Source organism: Streptomyces sp. NPDC018019, assembly GCF_044327805.1.
GTDB lineage: Bacteria > Actinomycetota > Actinomycetes > Streptomycetales > Streptomycetaceae > Streptomyces.
Window position 1 is genome coordinate 117,451 of sequence record NZ_JBIRGD010000003.1, and the last position, 15,086, is coordinate 132,536.

The window sequence follows — 15,086 nt, forward strand, 5'->3', positions numbered from 1 at the left end:
TCCGGCGCGGGAACCGGCCGGAGTGGCGGGTGTGGGCATCGACATCGTCGATCTGTCGCGCATGGCCCGGTTCCTGCGCCGGTACCCCGACCGCTCGCTGCGGATGCTCCTCAGCGAGACCGAGCTGGGGCAGGTCCGCCGCGACCCTTGTCCCGCCGTCCGCCTCGGTACCAGCTTCGGCGCCAAGGAAGCCTGCGGAAAGGCGCTGGGCACCGGCCTCGCCGGCCTCGCGTGGACCGACATCGAAGCCGATTGCGCGGCCGGGTCCGGCGATCGGGGCGTACGGATCGCACTGAACGGTGCGGCAGCCCGGCATGCCGCCGGCCTGGGGGTCGCGCGCTGGCAGGTGCGTACCCAGCGGCTCGGCCCCGAGGCGCTCATGGTGTGCGCCCTGGCCCTCACCGCCGGCGCGGACGGAGCGCCGGAACCACGGGGCGTACGGCACGTACGACAGCCCAGGCGATGAGAAGGAGAAGAAGATCCATGGCCGAGCACATCGAGAACAAGGTCCACGTCCGGGCACCTCTGGAGACCTTGTGGAAGCTGGCGAACTCGCCGGAGAACGACCGCAGGCACGCCCCCGACGGCCACCGCCTGGTGTCCCAGGACGAGGCGCGCCATTCACTCGTGCTCCAGGTGAAGACACCCCCGGACCGTGACGGCCGTTCCTGGTCCTACTTCGTCGAGCGGATCATGGACCCCGCCCATCACACGGTGTACGCCCGCCGCTGGGGCAACCCCAACTTCCGCTACGCACACCTGCTGTGGGTCTACCGCGAGGAAGCGGACGGCTCCAGCATCCGCTGCATCCAGGACTTCGAGATGACCCCGGAGTCCACGGTGGACGGCCCCACCATGGCCGGCATCATCCAGCAGGGGACCGAGAAGGCGCTTCAGGCCACCGTGCAGTTCGTCGAGGAGCAGGTCGCCCTGGCGGGGTGACGCCGCCCGCGGGAGGGGAAGAAAGGAGAACGACCGTGCCGATCCCGCAGTCCGGGCCCCCGCCGTCCCGGCTCCCGGCGTCCGCGGTGGCCACGGACCGGCTCGACGGCTTCCGCCGGTGGCTGGCCAAGCGGCGGCGTACCGACAGCCACCGGGTCCGGCGGGTCCGTCTGGACGAGCTGACGGGGTGGCGCACCGATGCCCGGTCCGGGAACGTCGTCCACGAAAGCGGCCGCTTCTTCACCGTCGAGGGGCTGGAGTCGACGCACCGGGACGGTGCGGTGCCACAGTGGTCCCAGCCGGTCATCCACCAGCCGGAGGTCGGCGTACTGGGGCTGCTGACCCAGGACTTCGACGGAGTCCCGCACTTCCTCGTCCAGGCGAAGACCGAGCCGGGCAACTGCAACGGTGTACAGCTCTCACCGACGGTCCAGGCGACCCGGAGCAACTTCACCGGCGTGCACGGCGGTTCGGCGGTCCCGTACCTGGACCGCTTCCGGGACGCCGACCCGCGGCACATCCTGGTCGACGTGCTGCAGTCCGAGCACGGGGCGTGGTGCTACCGCAAGCGCAACCGGAACATGGTGGTGCGCGTTTCCGATGCCGGTGAGCCGCCCGACGGGTTCCACTGGCTCACGCTGGGCGCGCTGCACCGGCTGCTGCGGGAGGACGACCTCGTGCAGATGGACACCAGGTCGGTGCTCGCCTGCCTGCCGCCGCCCGCCACCGGGCCCGGGCTGCACACCACCGCCGAGGTCCTGCACCGCATCACACAGGCGCGGGCCGAGGCGGCGGTGCGGTCGCGGCTGGTACCGCTCGCGTCGGTACGCGGCTGGGAGCGCGACGAGTGGTCCCTCTCTCCGGCCGGGGCCAGCGGTTTCGACATCGTCGGGGTGGACGTGGCGGCACCCGGCCGGGAGGTGTCCGCCTGGCGCCAGCCCATGATCGCGCCGCGAGGCACCGGTGTGGTCGCGTTCGTGGTGCGGCGCATCCACGGCGTGACCCATGTGCTGGCCAGGACCCAGACCGAGCCCGGCTTCCCCGACCTGGCGGAGCTGGCCCCGACGGTCCAGTGCGTCCCCGAGGACCATGTGCACCGGCCGCCGGCACAGTGGCCGCCCTTCCTCCGCGAGGTCCTTACGGCTCCCGCGGACCGGGTCCGGTTCGACACGGTGCTCTCGGAGGAGGGCGGCCGGTTCCTTCATGCCAGGACCCGGCATCTGATCGTGGAGGCCGACGCACGGGACCCCGTCGAAGAGCCCCCCGGTTTCCTGTGGGTGACGCCCGGGCAGATCGGCGAACTGCTGCGGCACAGCAACTACGTGAACGTACAGGCGCGCAGCCTGACCACCTGTCTGCACAGCGTGCTGACGAACGGGGAAGCGGATGCGGACGGGAGGTCCGGTGACGGCACGACGGACCGGTGACCAGGCCGTACGCTTCGGGATTCTCGGTACGGCGTCGATCGCCCGGCGGCGCACGGTGCCGGCCCTGGACAAGGACCCCCGGTGCACGGTGGTCGCCGTGTCCGGCCGGGACCCGGACAAGACGGAGGCGTTCGCACGGGAGTGGGGGTGCGAGGCCGTACCGGACCACGGGGCGCTTCTTGAGCGTACGGACATCGACGCCGTCTACATCCCGCTGCCGACCGGTCTCCACCACTCCTGGGCGGCGGCCGCGCTGGAAGCCGGCAAACACGTCCTGGTGGAGAAGCCGATGGCGGCCACGGCGGACGAGGCGGCCCGTCTGGTGGCGCTCGCCGAGGAGCGGGACCTGACCCTCCGGGAGAACTTCGCGTTCCTGCACCACCGCCAGCACCGTGAGGCGCGCGCCCTCCTCGACGGCGGCCGGCTGGGGCGCCTGGAGGAGTTCCATGCGGCGTTCTGCATCCCGCCCTTGGACGCGGGGGACATCCGCTACCGCCGTGACCTGGCCGGCGGGGCCCTCCTGGACGTGGGGGTGTACCCGGTACGAGCGGCGCAGCTGTTCCTGGGCGGCGGCCTGGAGCCGGTCGGCGCCGTCCTGCGGTACGACAGCGCCCTGGGGGTGGACGTCGCGGGCACCGTCCTCATGCGGTCCGCCGACGGTGTGCCCGCGACCCTCACCTTCGGTCTCGGGCACGCCTACGGCTCCGGCTACCGGCTGTGGGGCAGCGCCGCGCGCCTGGAACTGGACCGGGCGTTCACCCCGCCCGGCACCTGGTCCCCCGTCCTGCGCCTGGCATCGCCGCCCGACGTGGAGGAGGTACGGGTCCCCGCCGACGACCAGTTCGCCGGCGCGGTCGGCTCTTTCGCCGAGGCGGTGCTCCGGGCCGGGCGGGAGCGGGACCGGGACGCGCGTCGGTCCGCGGCGCGGCAGCGGGCGGCCTGGGGTGCGGACGCCGTACGCACGATGGAGCTGGTCGACGCGATCCGGCGGTGCGCACGGCGGGTGGAGGTCTGATGGAGATCGTCGGCCGGGGTTTCATCGCCCGGTACATGGCGCCCGTCGCCGACCGCCACCCGCACGTCACCCTGCTGGCCGCCGGGGTCTCCAGCACCCGGACCGCCGACCCCGCGGACTACGCGCGGGAGACCGCACTGGTACGGGCGGAGCTGGCCCGCTGCCGGGCGCGGGGCAGCACCCTGGTCTTCCTCTCCAGCGCCTCGTCCTCCCTCTACGGGCAGCCCGCCGAGCCCGCCGCTGAGGAGCTGGACCCTCACCCCCGCGACGCATACGGCAGGCACAAACTGTCCCTGGAGGAGGAGGTGCGCACCGGGGCCCCGGACTGGCTGGTGCTGCGGCTCAGCCATGTGGTCGGCCCCGGACAGCGTGCGCATCAGCTGCTGCCGTCGCTGGTCCGTCAGGTCCGGGCGGGCCAGGTGACGCTCCACAGGGGCGCCGCCCGGGACCTCGTCGACGTCGCCGACGTGCGCACCGCGCTGGAGGCACTGCTGCGACAAAATATTCGCAATGAAGTCGTCAATGTCGCTTCAGGGTTTCTTTGCCCGGTGGAGCGGATCGTGGCCGGGCTGGAGGCGCGACTGGGCGTCACGGCACGTAAAGAATTGGTTCAGGCCAATGCGTCCGGGGCGCCGATATCCATCCGGAAACTCCGCCGACTGCTCGCGAATTGGCCCTTCGACTTCGGCGCGGACTACCCGGAGCGGCTACTGGAGCGCTACACACAAAGTTACGACCAGGTTGCCCACGGCGCTGCCGGGTGAACGTTCAATCACTCAGGCGGAGTTGTCGCGTCCACGGCATGTAAAGTCTCCCCCAAGAGCCCCGCGCAAAACTTGCTACTGCCTGACCGGGCATGTTGTTGTATTGGTGTTCGAGGTCAGTGCGGCATCGGTGGCAGCTGATACCGCACACGAATCACGGGGGACATCAACATCTGGGGACCGCCGGACCAAGGCTGGTCGACGCATGCCGCATTCCATGGCACAGGCCGCGTAAAGCCCGTACCGCCGTCCATGATTTCCCCCCACGTTCCGTGCACCGAGCGGCACTCTCGGCAGAAGAGAGCCGCTCGGTTCGAATTGATTGGGGGACAGGATGGCCGCCGAAACGATCGCTTTGCCGGCTCAGGGTGCAGTGGTGGCAGACGATCAACCCGTGGTACGCCACGGCGTTCGGTCGGTACTGGAGAAGTGCGGGCTGGCCGTGGCCGCGGAAGCGGCCACCGCGGAGGAGCTCCAGCGGACCGTCCGGATGTGGCGGCCCAGCCTCCTGGTGGTCGACATCAATCTCCAGGACCGGTGGGTCATCACGGAATTGGAAGACATTCCCGCCCGCTCCCCGCACTCCCGGGTCCTCGTTCTGACGGAATGCATGGACTCGACCATCGCCCAGAAAGTCATGCAGGCCGGCGTGCACGGCTACATAAGAAAAGGCGCACCGCTGGAGCAGCTCTCGTCCGCCGTCGGCACGGTACTGTCCGGCGGCATCTATCTGGACTCGACGGTGGGGCAACGGGTGCTGTCCGGAAAGGAAACCGGCGCCGTGGCCGCACTGACCGCCCGGGAACAGAAAGTGCTCGCGCTGATAGGAGCGGGCCTGACCAATATGCAGATCGCCAGCCGCATCCATGTCAGTCTGCGGACGGTGGAAACCCACCGGGCCAGCATCAAGATGAAAACCGGGCTGCACGACCGGAGCCAGTTGAGCGCGTTCGCACGGAAGGCAAAACTGGTCAGCCTGGTGGAAGTACTGTGACCGGATACCGGACGGCGCCGGTTGGCAGCCGCTTGCGCGGATGCGAAAGGATCCCCGGGTGAGCACCTACATCATCGACTCGATCAAGGACCCACGCATCGCCGAGGCGAGAACGCTGCTGACCCGGGCCGGCCGGCTCGCCGCGGGGCTGTGTCTGCTGGAGGGGGCCAGCCTCATCGGTCAGGCCCTGGCCGGCGGGGCGCGGCTGCGGTACGTGCTCCGCGCGGCCGACGCGTCCGAGTCCGGCCTCGAAGCCGGCCTCGCCGCCGCGGGCGTCCCCGTCCACCCCGTCCGCAGCGGTCTGCTGCCGAAGGCGGTGGGCGGCTCCAAGCCCGTCTCCTGGGTCGCCCTCGCCGAGCTGCCCGCCGAGGTCGCGCCGGACGGCGAGTGGAGCGACTTCGCGCTGGTCTGCGAGGGGATCGCCGACCCGGGCAACCTGGGAACCCTGGTGCGCTCGGCGCAGGCCCTGGGCGTACGGGACGTGGTCCTGACCGACGAGCAGACCGACCTGGGCTCCCGCCGCACCCTGGACTCGGCCCGCGGCGCGGTACTGACCAGCCGGGTGCGCCGGTTCGCCACCCCTGCCGCCGCCGTGAAACAGCTCAAGGAGTCCGGCTTCCAGGTCGTCGCGACCAGTCCCCGGGGCAGCCACCTCCAGGCGATGGCGCCGCTGCGCGGCGGGCCCGTCGCGCTGGTCATCGGGAACGAGACGGCGGGGGTCAGCGACGAGACGCTCGACGCCGCCGACCTGATCGTCCAGATTCCGATGGCCGGCGGTGTCGAGTCGCTCAACGTCGGTGTGGCCGCCGGCATCAGCATCTACGAATTGCGGACCAAAATGATCCTCACCATGCTCACCGAGCACATCCGCGGCACCCTCGGCCGCGAACTCAACGTCACCGCCCGCCTGGTGCGCTCCGCACTCGACGCCGAGCTGAGCAAGATCGGCGACCTCGACGGCCGGCAGATGGTCGCGCTCATGGTCGTCGCCTGCGAACGCTCCACCCCGCTCACCGAACTGCACCGGGACCTCGGGGCCGGGAGCGAGGAGGAGCTGGGGCAGGTGCTGCGGCCGCTCAGGGACCGCGGGTACCTGGAGGCGGCCGGGCCGGACGCAGTGTCCATCACCGGCGCCGGTGAGCAGGCGCTGGCATCGATGTGGTCCTGCCAGGAACGCGTGGAGGCGGAGCTGCACGCGGGACTGTCGCCGGACGAGCGCGATCAGCTGCACGCGATGCTGCGCCGCGTCCAGGCCAATGCCTCCCGCCTCTGCGGCGGGCCGGAACAGCCGTAGCGCGCACCGGAACGGCCGTGGCGGCGGGACCGGAACGGAACAGCCGTGGCGGCGGGGCCGGGCGCGGCTCACCGGTCACCGGCACCGACGGCCGCTGCGCCCGGCCCGCCGCGGGCGCCGGTGGGCCGCCGGCTCTCCCGGTACCAGGCGACGGTCTCGGCCAGCCCCTGTGAGAACTCCCGGCGGGACCGGTAGCCCAGTTCCGTACGGGCCTTGGTGATGTCGATGGCGTAGCGCCGGTCGTGGCCCGGCCGGTCGGCGACATGCTCGATCATGCCGGGCTCCGCACCGCACAGTGCCACCAGCAGCCGGGCGAGTTGCAGGTTGCTCAGGTCGGTTCCGCCGCCGATGTTGTAGACCTCGCCGGACCGGCCGCGGGTACGGACCAGTTCGATGCCCTGGACGTGGTCGTCCAGGTGCAGCCAGTTGCGCACCTGGAGCCCGTCGCCGTACAGGGGGACCTTCCGGCCCGCGAGGAGTTCGGTGACGAAGCGCGGCACGGCCTTCTCGGGGTGCTGCCACGGCCCGTAGGTGTTCGACCCCCGGGTGATCCGGACGTCGAGGCCGTGCGTGCGGTGGCAGGCGAGCGCCAGCAGGTCCGATGACGCCTTGGACGCCGCATACGGCGAAGCCGGCCGCAGCTGTGCGTGCTCGGTGCACGATCCGGACGCCACCGAGCCGTACACCTCGTCCGTGGAGACATGGACGAATCGCCCGGCCCCGTGCCGCAGTGCCGCGTCGAGCACGGTCTGGGTACCCAGCACGTTGGTGCGGACGAAGGCACCGGCGGAGCTGATGGAGCGGTCCACGTGCGACTCGGCGGCGAAGTGCACGATCTGGCCGTGCGTGCCGACGAGGGCGTCCACCAGGGCCGCATCGGTGACATCGCCACGGTGGAAGGTGAAGCGCGGATGGTCCCGTACCGGTGCCAGCCGTGCGAGGTCTCCCGCGTACGTCAGCTTGTCCAGCACGGTCACCCGGACGCCGGGCGGGCCCGCGGGGCCCAGGAGCGTACGGACGTAGTGGGAGCCGATGAAGCCGGCACCTCCCGTCACGAGAATGTTCTCGGTGGTCATGAGCAGATCTGCACCTTGCTGTGGTCGCCGAGGAAGAGGCGGTGGGCGGCGGGCACCCGGGGCGCGGGGGTGACCTCGGCGTCGTGTCCGATGAGGGACGCCTCGACCCGGTGCACCCCGTCCAGCGAGGCCCCGCTCAGCATGATCGAGTATTCGATGCCGCTGCCGGTGACGCTGGTGTGCTCCGCCAGGGAGGTGTACGGGCCGACGTAGGCATCGACCACCGAGGCGTGCGGGCCGATGACGGCCGGGCCCACGATCCGGGAGCGGCACACCTTGGCGCCGGGGGCGATCCGGACGCGGCCGACGATCCGGCTCTCGGTGTCCACGGCCCCGTCGGTCCGCGGCTCGACGCTCTCCAGGGCCAGCCGGTTGGCCTCCAGGATGTCGGAGATGTTCCCGGTGTCCTTCCAGAAGCCCCGCACCGGCAGGGAACCGACGTCCCGGCCCCGGTCGATCAGCCACTGGACCGCTTCGGTGATCTCCAGCTCGCCCCGCCCGGACGGGACGAGCGAGCGCACGGCCTGGTGGATACCGGCACTGAAGGCGTACACGCCGGCGATGGCCTGGTCGCTCTTGGGCAGGAGCGGCTTCTCCTCCAGGCCGGTCACCCGGCCCGTGTCACCGTCGAGTTCGGCCACGCCGAAGGCCCCGGGGTCGTCCACCCGGGCCAGCAGCAGCATCGCGTCGGGGCGCTGCCGGCGGAAGGCGTCGACGAGTTCGGTGATCCCCGCACCGACGAGGACGTCACCGAGGTACATCACGAAGTCGTCGTCGCCCAGGAAGTCACGTGCCACGAGCACCGCGTGGGCGAGTCCGCGCGGCCGGTCCTGCGGGAGGTAGGTGACCCGCAGCCCGAACCGGGAGCCGTCGCCGACGGCCCGGCGGATCTCCCCGGCCGTGTCTCCGACGACGATGCCCGCTTCGGTGATGCCCGCGGCGGCGATCGCCTCCAGCGCGTAGAAGAGCACCGGCTTGTTCGCCACCGGCACCAGCTGCTTGGCGAAGGTGTGGGTGATCGGGCGCAGCCGCGTGCCGGCGCCACCTGCCAGGACCAGTGCCTTCATACCGCCCCCTCCCCGGGTGCCGCGGACACCTCATCAGGGACCCCGGGAAGTGCAGGGACCTCGGGGGGCTCAGGGACCTCGGTCATCTCGATGACGGCGGCGGTGCAGGTGTAGCCGGCTCCGCCCGCGTACAGCAGCACCCGGTCCCCGGGCACGAGCCGCCCTTCCGCCAGGAGGTGGGCCAGTCCCGCGAACTGGTCGCCGGTTCCCAGGTGCCCGGTGTGCTGCCCGAACCCCCAGGTCGTACGGGACTCGGGCAGGCCCAGCAGGTCGTGCAGCTCATGCCGGCCGTTCCCCCTGCGGGTGGCGGGCAGTACCGCACGGGCGAGCCCGCCGGCGGTGGTTCCGGCGTCCGCCAGTACGCGGTCGGCCGTCTGCCGCAGCAGCTTCAGCAGACGTTGGCCCGATCCGGCCGACTCCGGTGCCGCCGCGTACTGTTCGGCGCGCCGGAGCAGCGGGACGGGGGCCTTGCCGCCGGGGGCGTCGGCGAACGCCTCGTCGCCGCGGCCGACCGGCTCCAGCGTGTTGTCGGCGACGGTCGCCGTGGCGAGCACCCGTGCGAAGCCGGACCGGCGGGACAGCAGCAATGCCGTGCCTCCGTCACCGTAGGCGCACACCTCCTGCGAGTTCCAGCGGTCGATGGCGGGAGCGGCGAACCGGTCGCCGGTGGTGAGCAGGGCGGCCGGCCTTTCCGGAGGACCGGCCGTCAGCCATGCCGCGGCCATCTCCAGGGTGCCGAGCCCGGCGTTGGAACGCTGCTGCACATCGAAGGCCACCGGGTGGGCACCGACCGCGCCGGCGGCCACATAGCTGGCCGCCGCCCACATGTCGAGGCCCTGGAACCACAGGCTGCTGTGCAGTACGAGGCCGATCTCGGCAGCGGGTGTGCGCGCGTGCCGCACCGCCGAGCGGCCCGCCCGGACCGCGAGATCGGCCGCCGCCTCGTCCGGTGATACACAGACGGACCGGTAGCCGAGCTGGGCGCGGCGCTCCGGCGTCACCCGGCCGGCCGCCGTCTCGGACTCCGCGGCCACCGGCGGCGGCAGCGCCGTACCGACACCGGAGACGTACAACTCCTGCTTCCAGCGCATGAGGAGGCTCCTGGCTCTCGGGAACGTGCTTCGCTGATCACTCGGCGCGGCGGCGCCACAGGCAGTACCAGCCGTACGGCGACGAGGGGTCCGCGTCCGGGGACGCGCTGCCGAGTTCCATGTGCTCCGCCTGGAAATGAGGGCCGAACGCCTCCCACAATTCGGTGCTCGACACCCCGAAAGTGCGCACGAAGTGACTGGCGTCGTCCGGCCGCACCTGGCCGGGGCGCTGGCTGGAGACACAGCGCAGGACGTACAGACCGCCCGGCCGCAGCATGCGGGCGACCTCCTGGGCGAACCGCTCGCGCTCGTGTGCGCGCAGGCAGTGGAAGCAGCCGCGGTCCGTCACGGCGTCGAACGTGCCCTGGCCGAACGGCAGATCGAGGACATCGCCCACGTGCCAGTCCACGGAGTAGCCGTACACCTCGGCGAGCGCGCGCCCGCGCTCGACGGCCTGCGGCGCGATGTCGACGGCGGTCACCTTGAACCCTGCGCCCGCCAGGTACACCGATTCCGATCCCACGCCGCAGCCGATGTCGAGCACGGAGGCACCCTGGGGCAGTGCACCGGACCTCACCAGGGAGACGAGTTCCGGGGCGGCGGTGGCCGTGGTCCACTGCTGTCCTGCGGGCGCCGTGGTCTCGTAGCAGTTCAGGTAGTACTCACGGATTTCCTGCCCGGTGTTGCTGATGGCGTTCATGGTCCCTGCCTAGGCAATTCGACGGGTCGGAGATCGCAAGTCTTCGGCTGCCGGTCAGACCCGGTCAAGCGCCACCGGGAATTCCTGCGGCATTACCGCGCAGTGTGTATCGGAATCCCGCACCACTCCTTTTCCGCGGCGCGCTGCGTACGCACAAGGACCTAGCGTGCGAGAAAGGGCCGGACTGTTCCGGTGCCGACGCGAGGGAGTTGACAGTGTCTGAGACCGAAACGGATGCGCCGGCCGCGGGCGTGGTTTCCCTGCCGACCGCACGGCGCTGCCCGCTGGACCCGCCGGAGGAATACGGCCGGATACGGAAAGCGGGCGCACCGGCGCGCGTCGCCCTCCCGGGCGGCGGACAAGGGTGGCTGTTCACCCGGTACGAGGACGTGCGCGCGGTGCTGGCGGACCCCCGGTTCAGTTCGCGCACGCACGGGGTGGCACCGGCCGGCGACGGCGGTCCGGCCCGGGTGCCGCCGGGGATGTTCATCCTGATGGATCCGCCGGAACACACTCGTTACCGGCGGCTGCTGAACGGCGGGTTCTCGGCGCGGCGCATCCGGAAGCTGCTGCCGAGGATCGAGCAGATCGTCGAGGAGCGCCTGGCGGCGATGGCGGCCACCGGCGGCGGTCCGGTCGATGTGGTGCGGGAATTCGCCCTGCCGATCCCCTCACTGGTGGTGTGTGAACTCCTGGGGGTTCCGTACGAGGACGTGGCGGAGTTCCAGCGCACCTCCTCGACGCTGCTGTCGCTGGAGGACGACGCGGAGGTGGACGCGGCGCGCGACGAGGTGTGCGCGTTCATCCACCGCCTGGTCGTGGCCAAACGGGCCCGGCCCGCGGACGACCTGCTCAGTGAACTGATCACGGCGCCGGATGCGCAGCCGCCGCTCAGCGACGAGGAGTTGGTGGGCATGGGTACCCTGCTGCTGGTCGCCGGGCACGAGAGCACCGCGAGCATGCTCGCGCTGGGACTGCTGACGCTGCTGGAGCATCCGGAGCGGCTGGCCGCGCTGCGGGCCGACCCGGACGGCGCCGAGCGGGTCGTCGACGAGCTGCTGCGCTACCTCACGGTCTTCCAGTTCGGCATGTTCCGTACGGCCGCCGAGGACGTGGAGACGGCCGGGGTGCGGATCCGGCAGGGGGAGACGGTGATCGCCTCGCTGGCCGCGGCCAACCGCGACCCGGAGCGGTTCACCGGCCCGGACGCCTTCGACCCCGGCCGGAGGCGGGGCACCCATCTCTCGTTCGGCCACGGCGTGCACCAGTGCGTCGGCCTGCAACTGGCCAGGGTCGAGCTGACCATCGCCCTGCGGGCCCTGGTGCGGCGCTTCCCGGGGCTCGAACTGGCCGTACCGGTCCAGAAGCTGAAGTTCCGGGAGGACGCTGTCGTGTACGGGGTCGAGGAACTGCCGGTGCGGTGGTGACCGGGCCCGGGTCCCCGGGCGCGCCGGCGGTGCGGCCGGGGACCGGCGGAAGGAAGCCGGCCGGGCCGGTCAGCGGAAATCGTCCACGTGACCGGTCAGCCAGTCCTGGAAGGTACGGGCCGGCCGGCCGGTCAGTTCCCGTACGGCGTCCCCCGCACGGGCCCACGGTGCCGCACTGTCCCGGAGGGCGTCGAGCGTGACTGCCGCGTCGGGGCCGCACCAGCGGAAGTGCTCCAGGGCCGCCTCCCGCGGCACTTCCTCGAAGCGCAGCGGCCTGCCGAGCGCTTCGCCGATGAGGCGGGCCTGTTCCGCGGCGCTGATGCGGTGCGCTCCGGTGACGCGGTGTATGCGTCCTTCGTGACCCGGCTCCGTCAGGGTGCGGGCGGCCACCTCGGCGAGGTCCTCCGGGGCGACGGGTGCCGTGGTCACGTTCCCGTACAGCCCTTTGACCACGCCTTCCGCGCGGATGCCGGCCGCCCATTCCAAGGTGTTCGACATGAAGGCGCCCGCACGCAGCATCGTCCAGGACAGGCCGCTCTCCCGGACGGCGCGCTCGCCCGCGGCATGCCAGCGTCCGATGGCCTCGGGCGGTTCGCCCTCCACGCTCAGCGACGACAGCAGCACCAGCCGGCGCACACCGCTCGCCGCGGCGGCGGTGACGAGGTGCTGCGCGTGGTCCGGCAGCCGGGAGGCCCGGGTCGCGAGGAAGACGGAGTCCACTGCGCGCAGGGCCGGTTCCAGGGACGCGCGGTCGTCGAGGTCGCCGGCCACCGCCTGCACGCCGGCGAGCGGGGGCACCGCCGAGGGGTTCCTGCTCAGCGCGCGGACCGCGCTGCCGCGCCGGGCCAGTGCGCGGATCAGTGACCGCCCCACGTTGCCCGTCGCACCCACCACCAGGATCATTCCGCATCCTTTCTCTCTTAAAAGGTAGGCACCAAACTAGTTGGCACCATACTGTTTGGCCCCTATGCTTCTGCCATGCCACTCGACGACGCACTCCGCTCCGACCTGGAGCAAGCGGCCCTGCCGCATCTGGTGTCCCTCGCGGGCCATGTGGTCAGCCGCACGTGGGACCGCCTGGCGAGCAGCCAGCACGGCCTGTCCGCCGCCGGGGTCAATGTCCTGATGGTCCTCACCCGGGGCGAGGCGACGCACCGGGAGATCGCCCGGCGCTGCTGGGTCCACCCGTCGACGCTCACCGGCGTGGTGGACAACCTGGAACGGGACGGCCTGGTCAGCAGACGCCGCTCGGAACAGGACCGGCGGCAGGTACGGCTGGCGCTCACGCCGGCCGGCGAGCAGGCCATCCGGGCGGTCGGCGAGGACATCCGCGCCCGGTTCCCGCCCACCGCCACCGAGCGGGACGAGGCCGCCCTCGCCGCCGTCCGCACGTATCTGATCGAACTCATCACGCAGCACCACGGAGAGGAGCCGGCCCGTTGACACAGGAACTGGACAGCCCGCCGGACACGATGCCGCCGCCCGTCGCTCCGCAGCCCGCGGTGGTCGTGCGCGACCTGGTCAAGCGGTATCCCAAGCGCCCCGTCAACGCGGTCGACGGCCTGTCGTTCACCGTCGGACGCGGTGAGGTCTTCGGCCTCCTCGGCCCGAACGGCGCCGGCAAGAGCTCCACACTGGGCATCCTGACCACCCGCGCCGTCGCCACCAGCGGTACGGTCCTGATCGGCGGTGTCGATGTGACCACCCGGTCCGTCAGGGCCCGCAGCCGGCTCGGGGTGGTGCCGCAGCGCAACAACCTCGACCGCTCGCTCTCCGCCCGCCAGAACCTCCTCTTCCACGCGGCGTACCACGGCGTACCGCGCAAGGAGAGGATCGCCCGCGCCGACCGGCTGCTGGAGTCCTTCGGGCTCGCCGACCGGGCCGACGACCGGGTCGACTTCTTCTCCGGCGGCATGGCACAGCGGCTGATGATCGCCCGCGCGCTCATCCACGAACCCGAGGTGCTCTTCCTCGACGAGCCTTCCACCGGCCTCGATCCGCAGGCCCGCCTCTTCGTGTGGGACCGCGTCAGAGAGCTGCGCTGCCGCGGGGTGACGGTGGTGCTGACCACGCACGACATGGACGAGGCCGCCGAGCTGTCCGACCGGGTCGCCATCGTCGACCACGGCCGGATTCTCGCACTGGACACCCCCGAGGCGCTCGCCCGGAAGCTGGCCGGGCAGGCCGTACTGGACATCACGGTCGCCGCGCCCCAGGACCGCCTCCCCGGCGGTCTCCTCACCGCCCTCGACAGCATCGAGGGCGTCCGGCGGGTCGAGTGCATGGACGCCTCCGCCACCGCCACCGACCTGCGGCTGTACACCACCGAGGACCCCGCGGCGGTGCTCGTCCCGGTGACCCGGCTGCTGGCCGGCAGCGGCACCGCGCTCACCGGCACCCGCGTCGGGCAGCCGACCCTCGAAGACGTCTTCATCCACCTCACCGGAAGGGGGCTGCGATGACCACCGCCACTGCCGAAGCGGTGCCGGCCGGGCGCGCGGTTCCGGGGCCCGCGAAGGTCTTCCTCGCCGTCCTGAGCCGCGACCTGTTCGTCACCACCCGGCGCGAACTCGGTGTGTTCCTGTGCCAGGTGACGGTGCAGCCGCTGTTCATGCTGTTCGTCTTCGTCAAGGTGCTGGGCGCCATGAACTATGTCGGCGAGGACTTCGTCGACGTCCTGCTGCCCGGCGTCATCTCCCTGACCGGCTTCGTCGCGGCGTTCCAGACGGTCGCGCTCCCGCTGATCATGGAGTTCGGCTACACCAAGGAGATCGAGGACCGGCTGCTGGCGCCCATCCCGCTCCGCCTGCTGGCGGTGGAGAAGATGGTGATGGCGACCCTTCGCGGGGTGTTCGCCGCGCTGCTCATGTACCCGCTCGGCGCACTCGTCGCGGGATCGGCGCCCTGGCGCGCCGCGGGCCTGCCCTGGCTGCTGCTCTTCCTCGTACTGGGAAGCTGGGCCGGCGGGGCCATCGGCCTGATCCTCGGCACCGCCCTCCCGCCGCAGCGGGTGAACATCATGTTCGCGCTGATCCTGACGCCGCTGATGTTCACCGGCGGCATCCAGTACCCGTGGCCTTCCCTGGACGGCATGCGCTGGTTCCAGGTGGTGACGGCCCTCAATCCGATGACGTACCAGAGCGAGGGGCTGCGCGGTGCGCTGGTGCCCGGGGTTCCTCACATACCGCTCGGCGTGTGCACCGGGGTGCTGGTGGCCGTGGGCATCGCCCTCGCCGCCCTGGGAGTGCGCGGATTCCGTCGCCGGGCCCTGGACTGAACAGGACGGCGG

Annotated in this window: 16 protein-coding genes; 11 read left to right on the plus strand and 5 right to left on the minus strand. The window is 71.6% G+C overall.

Annotated features, from left to right (window positions below; all coding sequences use genetic code 11):
* The first annotated feature begins 31 nt into the window (after positions 1 to 31).
* The 7 genes from ACH4FX_RS06350 to ACH4FX_RS06380 all read left to right on the plus strand — a co-directional run bounded on the left by ACH4FX_RS06350 (position 32) and on the right by ACH4FX_RS06380 (position 6,436).
* Positions 32 to 466: a holo-ACP synthase gene (locus ACH4FX_RS06350; RefSeq protein WP_398475725.1), complete on the plus strand. Its 435-nt coding sequence runs from the start codon at positions 32 to 34 to the stop codon at positions 464 to 466.
* 17 nt (positions 467 to 483) lie between these two features.
* Positions 484 to 942 (plus strand): hypothetical protein, encoded by a 459-nt coding sequence (locus ACH4FX_RS06355; RefSeq protein ID WP_398475726.1) that lies wholly within the window; start codon positions 484 to 486, stop codon positions 940 to 942.
* A gap of 35 nt (positions 943 to 977) precedes the next feature.
* Complete coding sequence (locus ACH4FX_RS06360) at positions 978 to 2,369, plus strand: NDP-hexose 2,3-dehydratase family protein (RefSeq protein WP_398475728.1); 1,392 nt, start codon at positions 978 to 980, stop codon at positions 2,367 to 2,369.
* Entirely contained in the window at positions 2,347 to 3,384 is a 1,038-nt protein-coding gene (locus ACH4FX_RS06365) for a Gfo/Idh/MocA family protein (RefSeq protein ID WP_398475730.1), read from the plus strand. Before ACH4FX_RS06360 ends, ACH4FX_RS06365 begins: the two co-directional genes overlap by 23 nt.
* Positions 3,384 to 4,148, plus strand: coding sequence for an NAD-dependent epimerase/dehydratase family protein (locus tag ACH4FX_RS06370; RefSeq protein ID WP_398475732.1), 765 nt, complete (start codon positions 3,384 to 3,386; stop codon positions 4,146 to 4,148). Before ACH4FX_RS06365 ends, ACH4FX_RS06370 begins: the two co-directional genes overlap by 1 nt.
* A gap of 334 nt (positions 4,149 to 4,482) precedes the next feature.
* Positions 4,483 to 5,142, plus strand: coding sequence for a response regulator (locus ACH4FX_RS06375; protein ID WP_398475733.1), 660 nt, complete (start codon positions 4,483 to 4,485; stop codon positions 5,140 to 5,142).
* A 58-nt stretch (positions 5,143 to 5,200) separates the two neighbouring features.
* On the plus strand, positions 5,201 to 6,436 hold the full coding sequence (locus ACH4FX_RS06380; RefSeq protein ID WP_398475735.1) for a TrmH family RNA methyltransferase: 1,236 nt from the start codon (positions 5,201 to 5,203) through the stop codon (positions 6,434 to 6,436).
* A 68-nt stretch (positions 6,437 to 6,504) separates the two neighbouring features.
* Here the strand turns inward: ACH4FX_RS06380 and rfbB are convergent, their stop codons facing one another.
* Genes rfbB through ACH4FX_RS06400 form a run of 4 tightly spaced genes read right to left on the minus strand, consistent with a single transcriptional unit; the run spans position 6,505 to position 10,370 of the window.
* On the minus strand, positions 6,505 to 7,512 hold the full coding sequence (rfbB, locus tag ACH4FX_RS06385) for a dTDP-glucose 4,6-dehydratase (protein ID WP_398475737.1): 1,008 nt from the start codon (positions 7,510 to 7,512) through the stop codon (positions 6,505 to 6,507).
* Complete coding sequence (locus ACH4FX_RS06390; protein ID WP_398475739.1) at positions 7,509 to 8,579, minus strand: glucose-1-phosphate thymidylyltransferase; 1,071 nt, start codon at positions 8,577 to 8,579, stop codon at positions 7,509 to 7,511. Before ACH4FX_RS06390 ends, rfbB begins: the two co-directional genes overlap by 4 nt.
* The gene (locus ACH4FX_RS06395) at positions 8,576 to 9,670 is read right to left on the minus strand and encodes a ketoacyl-ACP synthase III family protein (protein WP_398475741.1); all 1,095 of its coding nucleotides are present in this window, start codon (positions 9,668 to 9,670) and stop codon (positions 8,576 to 8,578) included. Before ACH4FX_RS06395 ends, ACH4FX_RS06390 begins: the two co-directional genes overlap by 4 nt.
* A 37-nt stretch (positions 9,671 to 9,707) precedes the next feature.
* The gene (locus ACH4FX_RS06400; RefSeq protein WP_398475743.1) at positions 9,708 to 10,370 is read right to left on the minus strand and encodes a class I SAM-dependent methyltransferase; all 663 of its coding nucleotides are present in this window, start codon (positions 10,368 to 10,370) and stop codon (positions 9,708 to 9,710) included.
* A gap of 215 nt (positions 10,371 to 10,585) precedes the next feature.
* On the opposite strand from ACH4FX_RS06400, the gene ACH4FX_RS06405 reads away from it, so the two are divergent.
* Positions 10,586 to 11,797, plus strand: a complete 1,212-nt coding sequence (locus tag ACH4FX_RS06405; RefSeq protein ID WP_398475745.1) for a cytochrome P450 — start codon at positions 10,586 to 10,588, stop codon at positions 11,795 to 11,797.
* Positions 11,798 to 11,866: 69 nt separating this feature from the next.
* Here the strand turns inward: ACH4FX_RS06405 and ACH4FX_RS06410 are convergent, their stop codons facing one another.
* A complete protein-coding gene (locus ACH4FX_RS06410) occupies positions 11,867 to 12,700 on the minus strand; it encodes an NAD(P)H-binding protein (protein ID WP_398475747.1) in 834 nt (277 codons plus the stop codon).
* Positions 12,701 to 12,775: 75 nt separating this feature from the next.
* Here ACH4FX_RS06410 and ACH4FX_RS06415 point away from each other — a divergent pair, with 75 nt between their 5' ends.
* Genes ACH4FX_RS06415 through ACH4FX_RS06425 form a run of 3 tightly spaced genes read left to right on the plus strand, consistent with a single transcriptional unit; the run spans position 12,776 to position 15,074 of the window.
* Positions 12,776 to 13,240, plus strand: a complete 465-nt coding sequence (locus ACH4FX_RS06415) for a MarR family winged helix-turn-helix transcriptional regulator (RefSeq protein WP_398475749.1) — start codon at positions 12,776 to 12,778, stop codon at positions 13,238 to 13,240.
* Positions 13,237 to 14,259 carry an ABC transporter ATP-binding protein gene (locus ACH4FX_RS06420; RefSeq protein WP_398475751.1) on the plus strand — a complete coding sequence of 341 codons (1,023 nt, stop codon included), beginning with the start codon at positions 13,237 to 13,239 and terminating at the stop codon, positions 14,257 to 14,259. Before ACH4FX_RS06415 ends, ACH4FX_RS06420 begins: the two co-directional genes overlap by 4 nt.
* Positions 14,256 to 15,074, plus strand: coding sequence for an ABC transporter permease (locus ACH4FX_RS06425; protein ID WP_398475753.1), 819 nt, complete (start codon positions 14,256 to 14,258; stop codon positions 15,072 to 15,074). Before ACH4FX_RS06420 ends, ACH4FX_RS06425 begins: the two co-directional genes overlap by 4 nt.
* Positions 15,075 to 15,086: the final 12 nt, after the last annotated feature.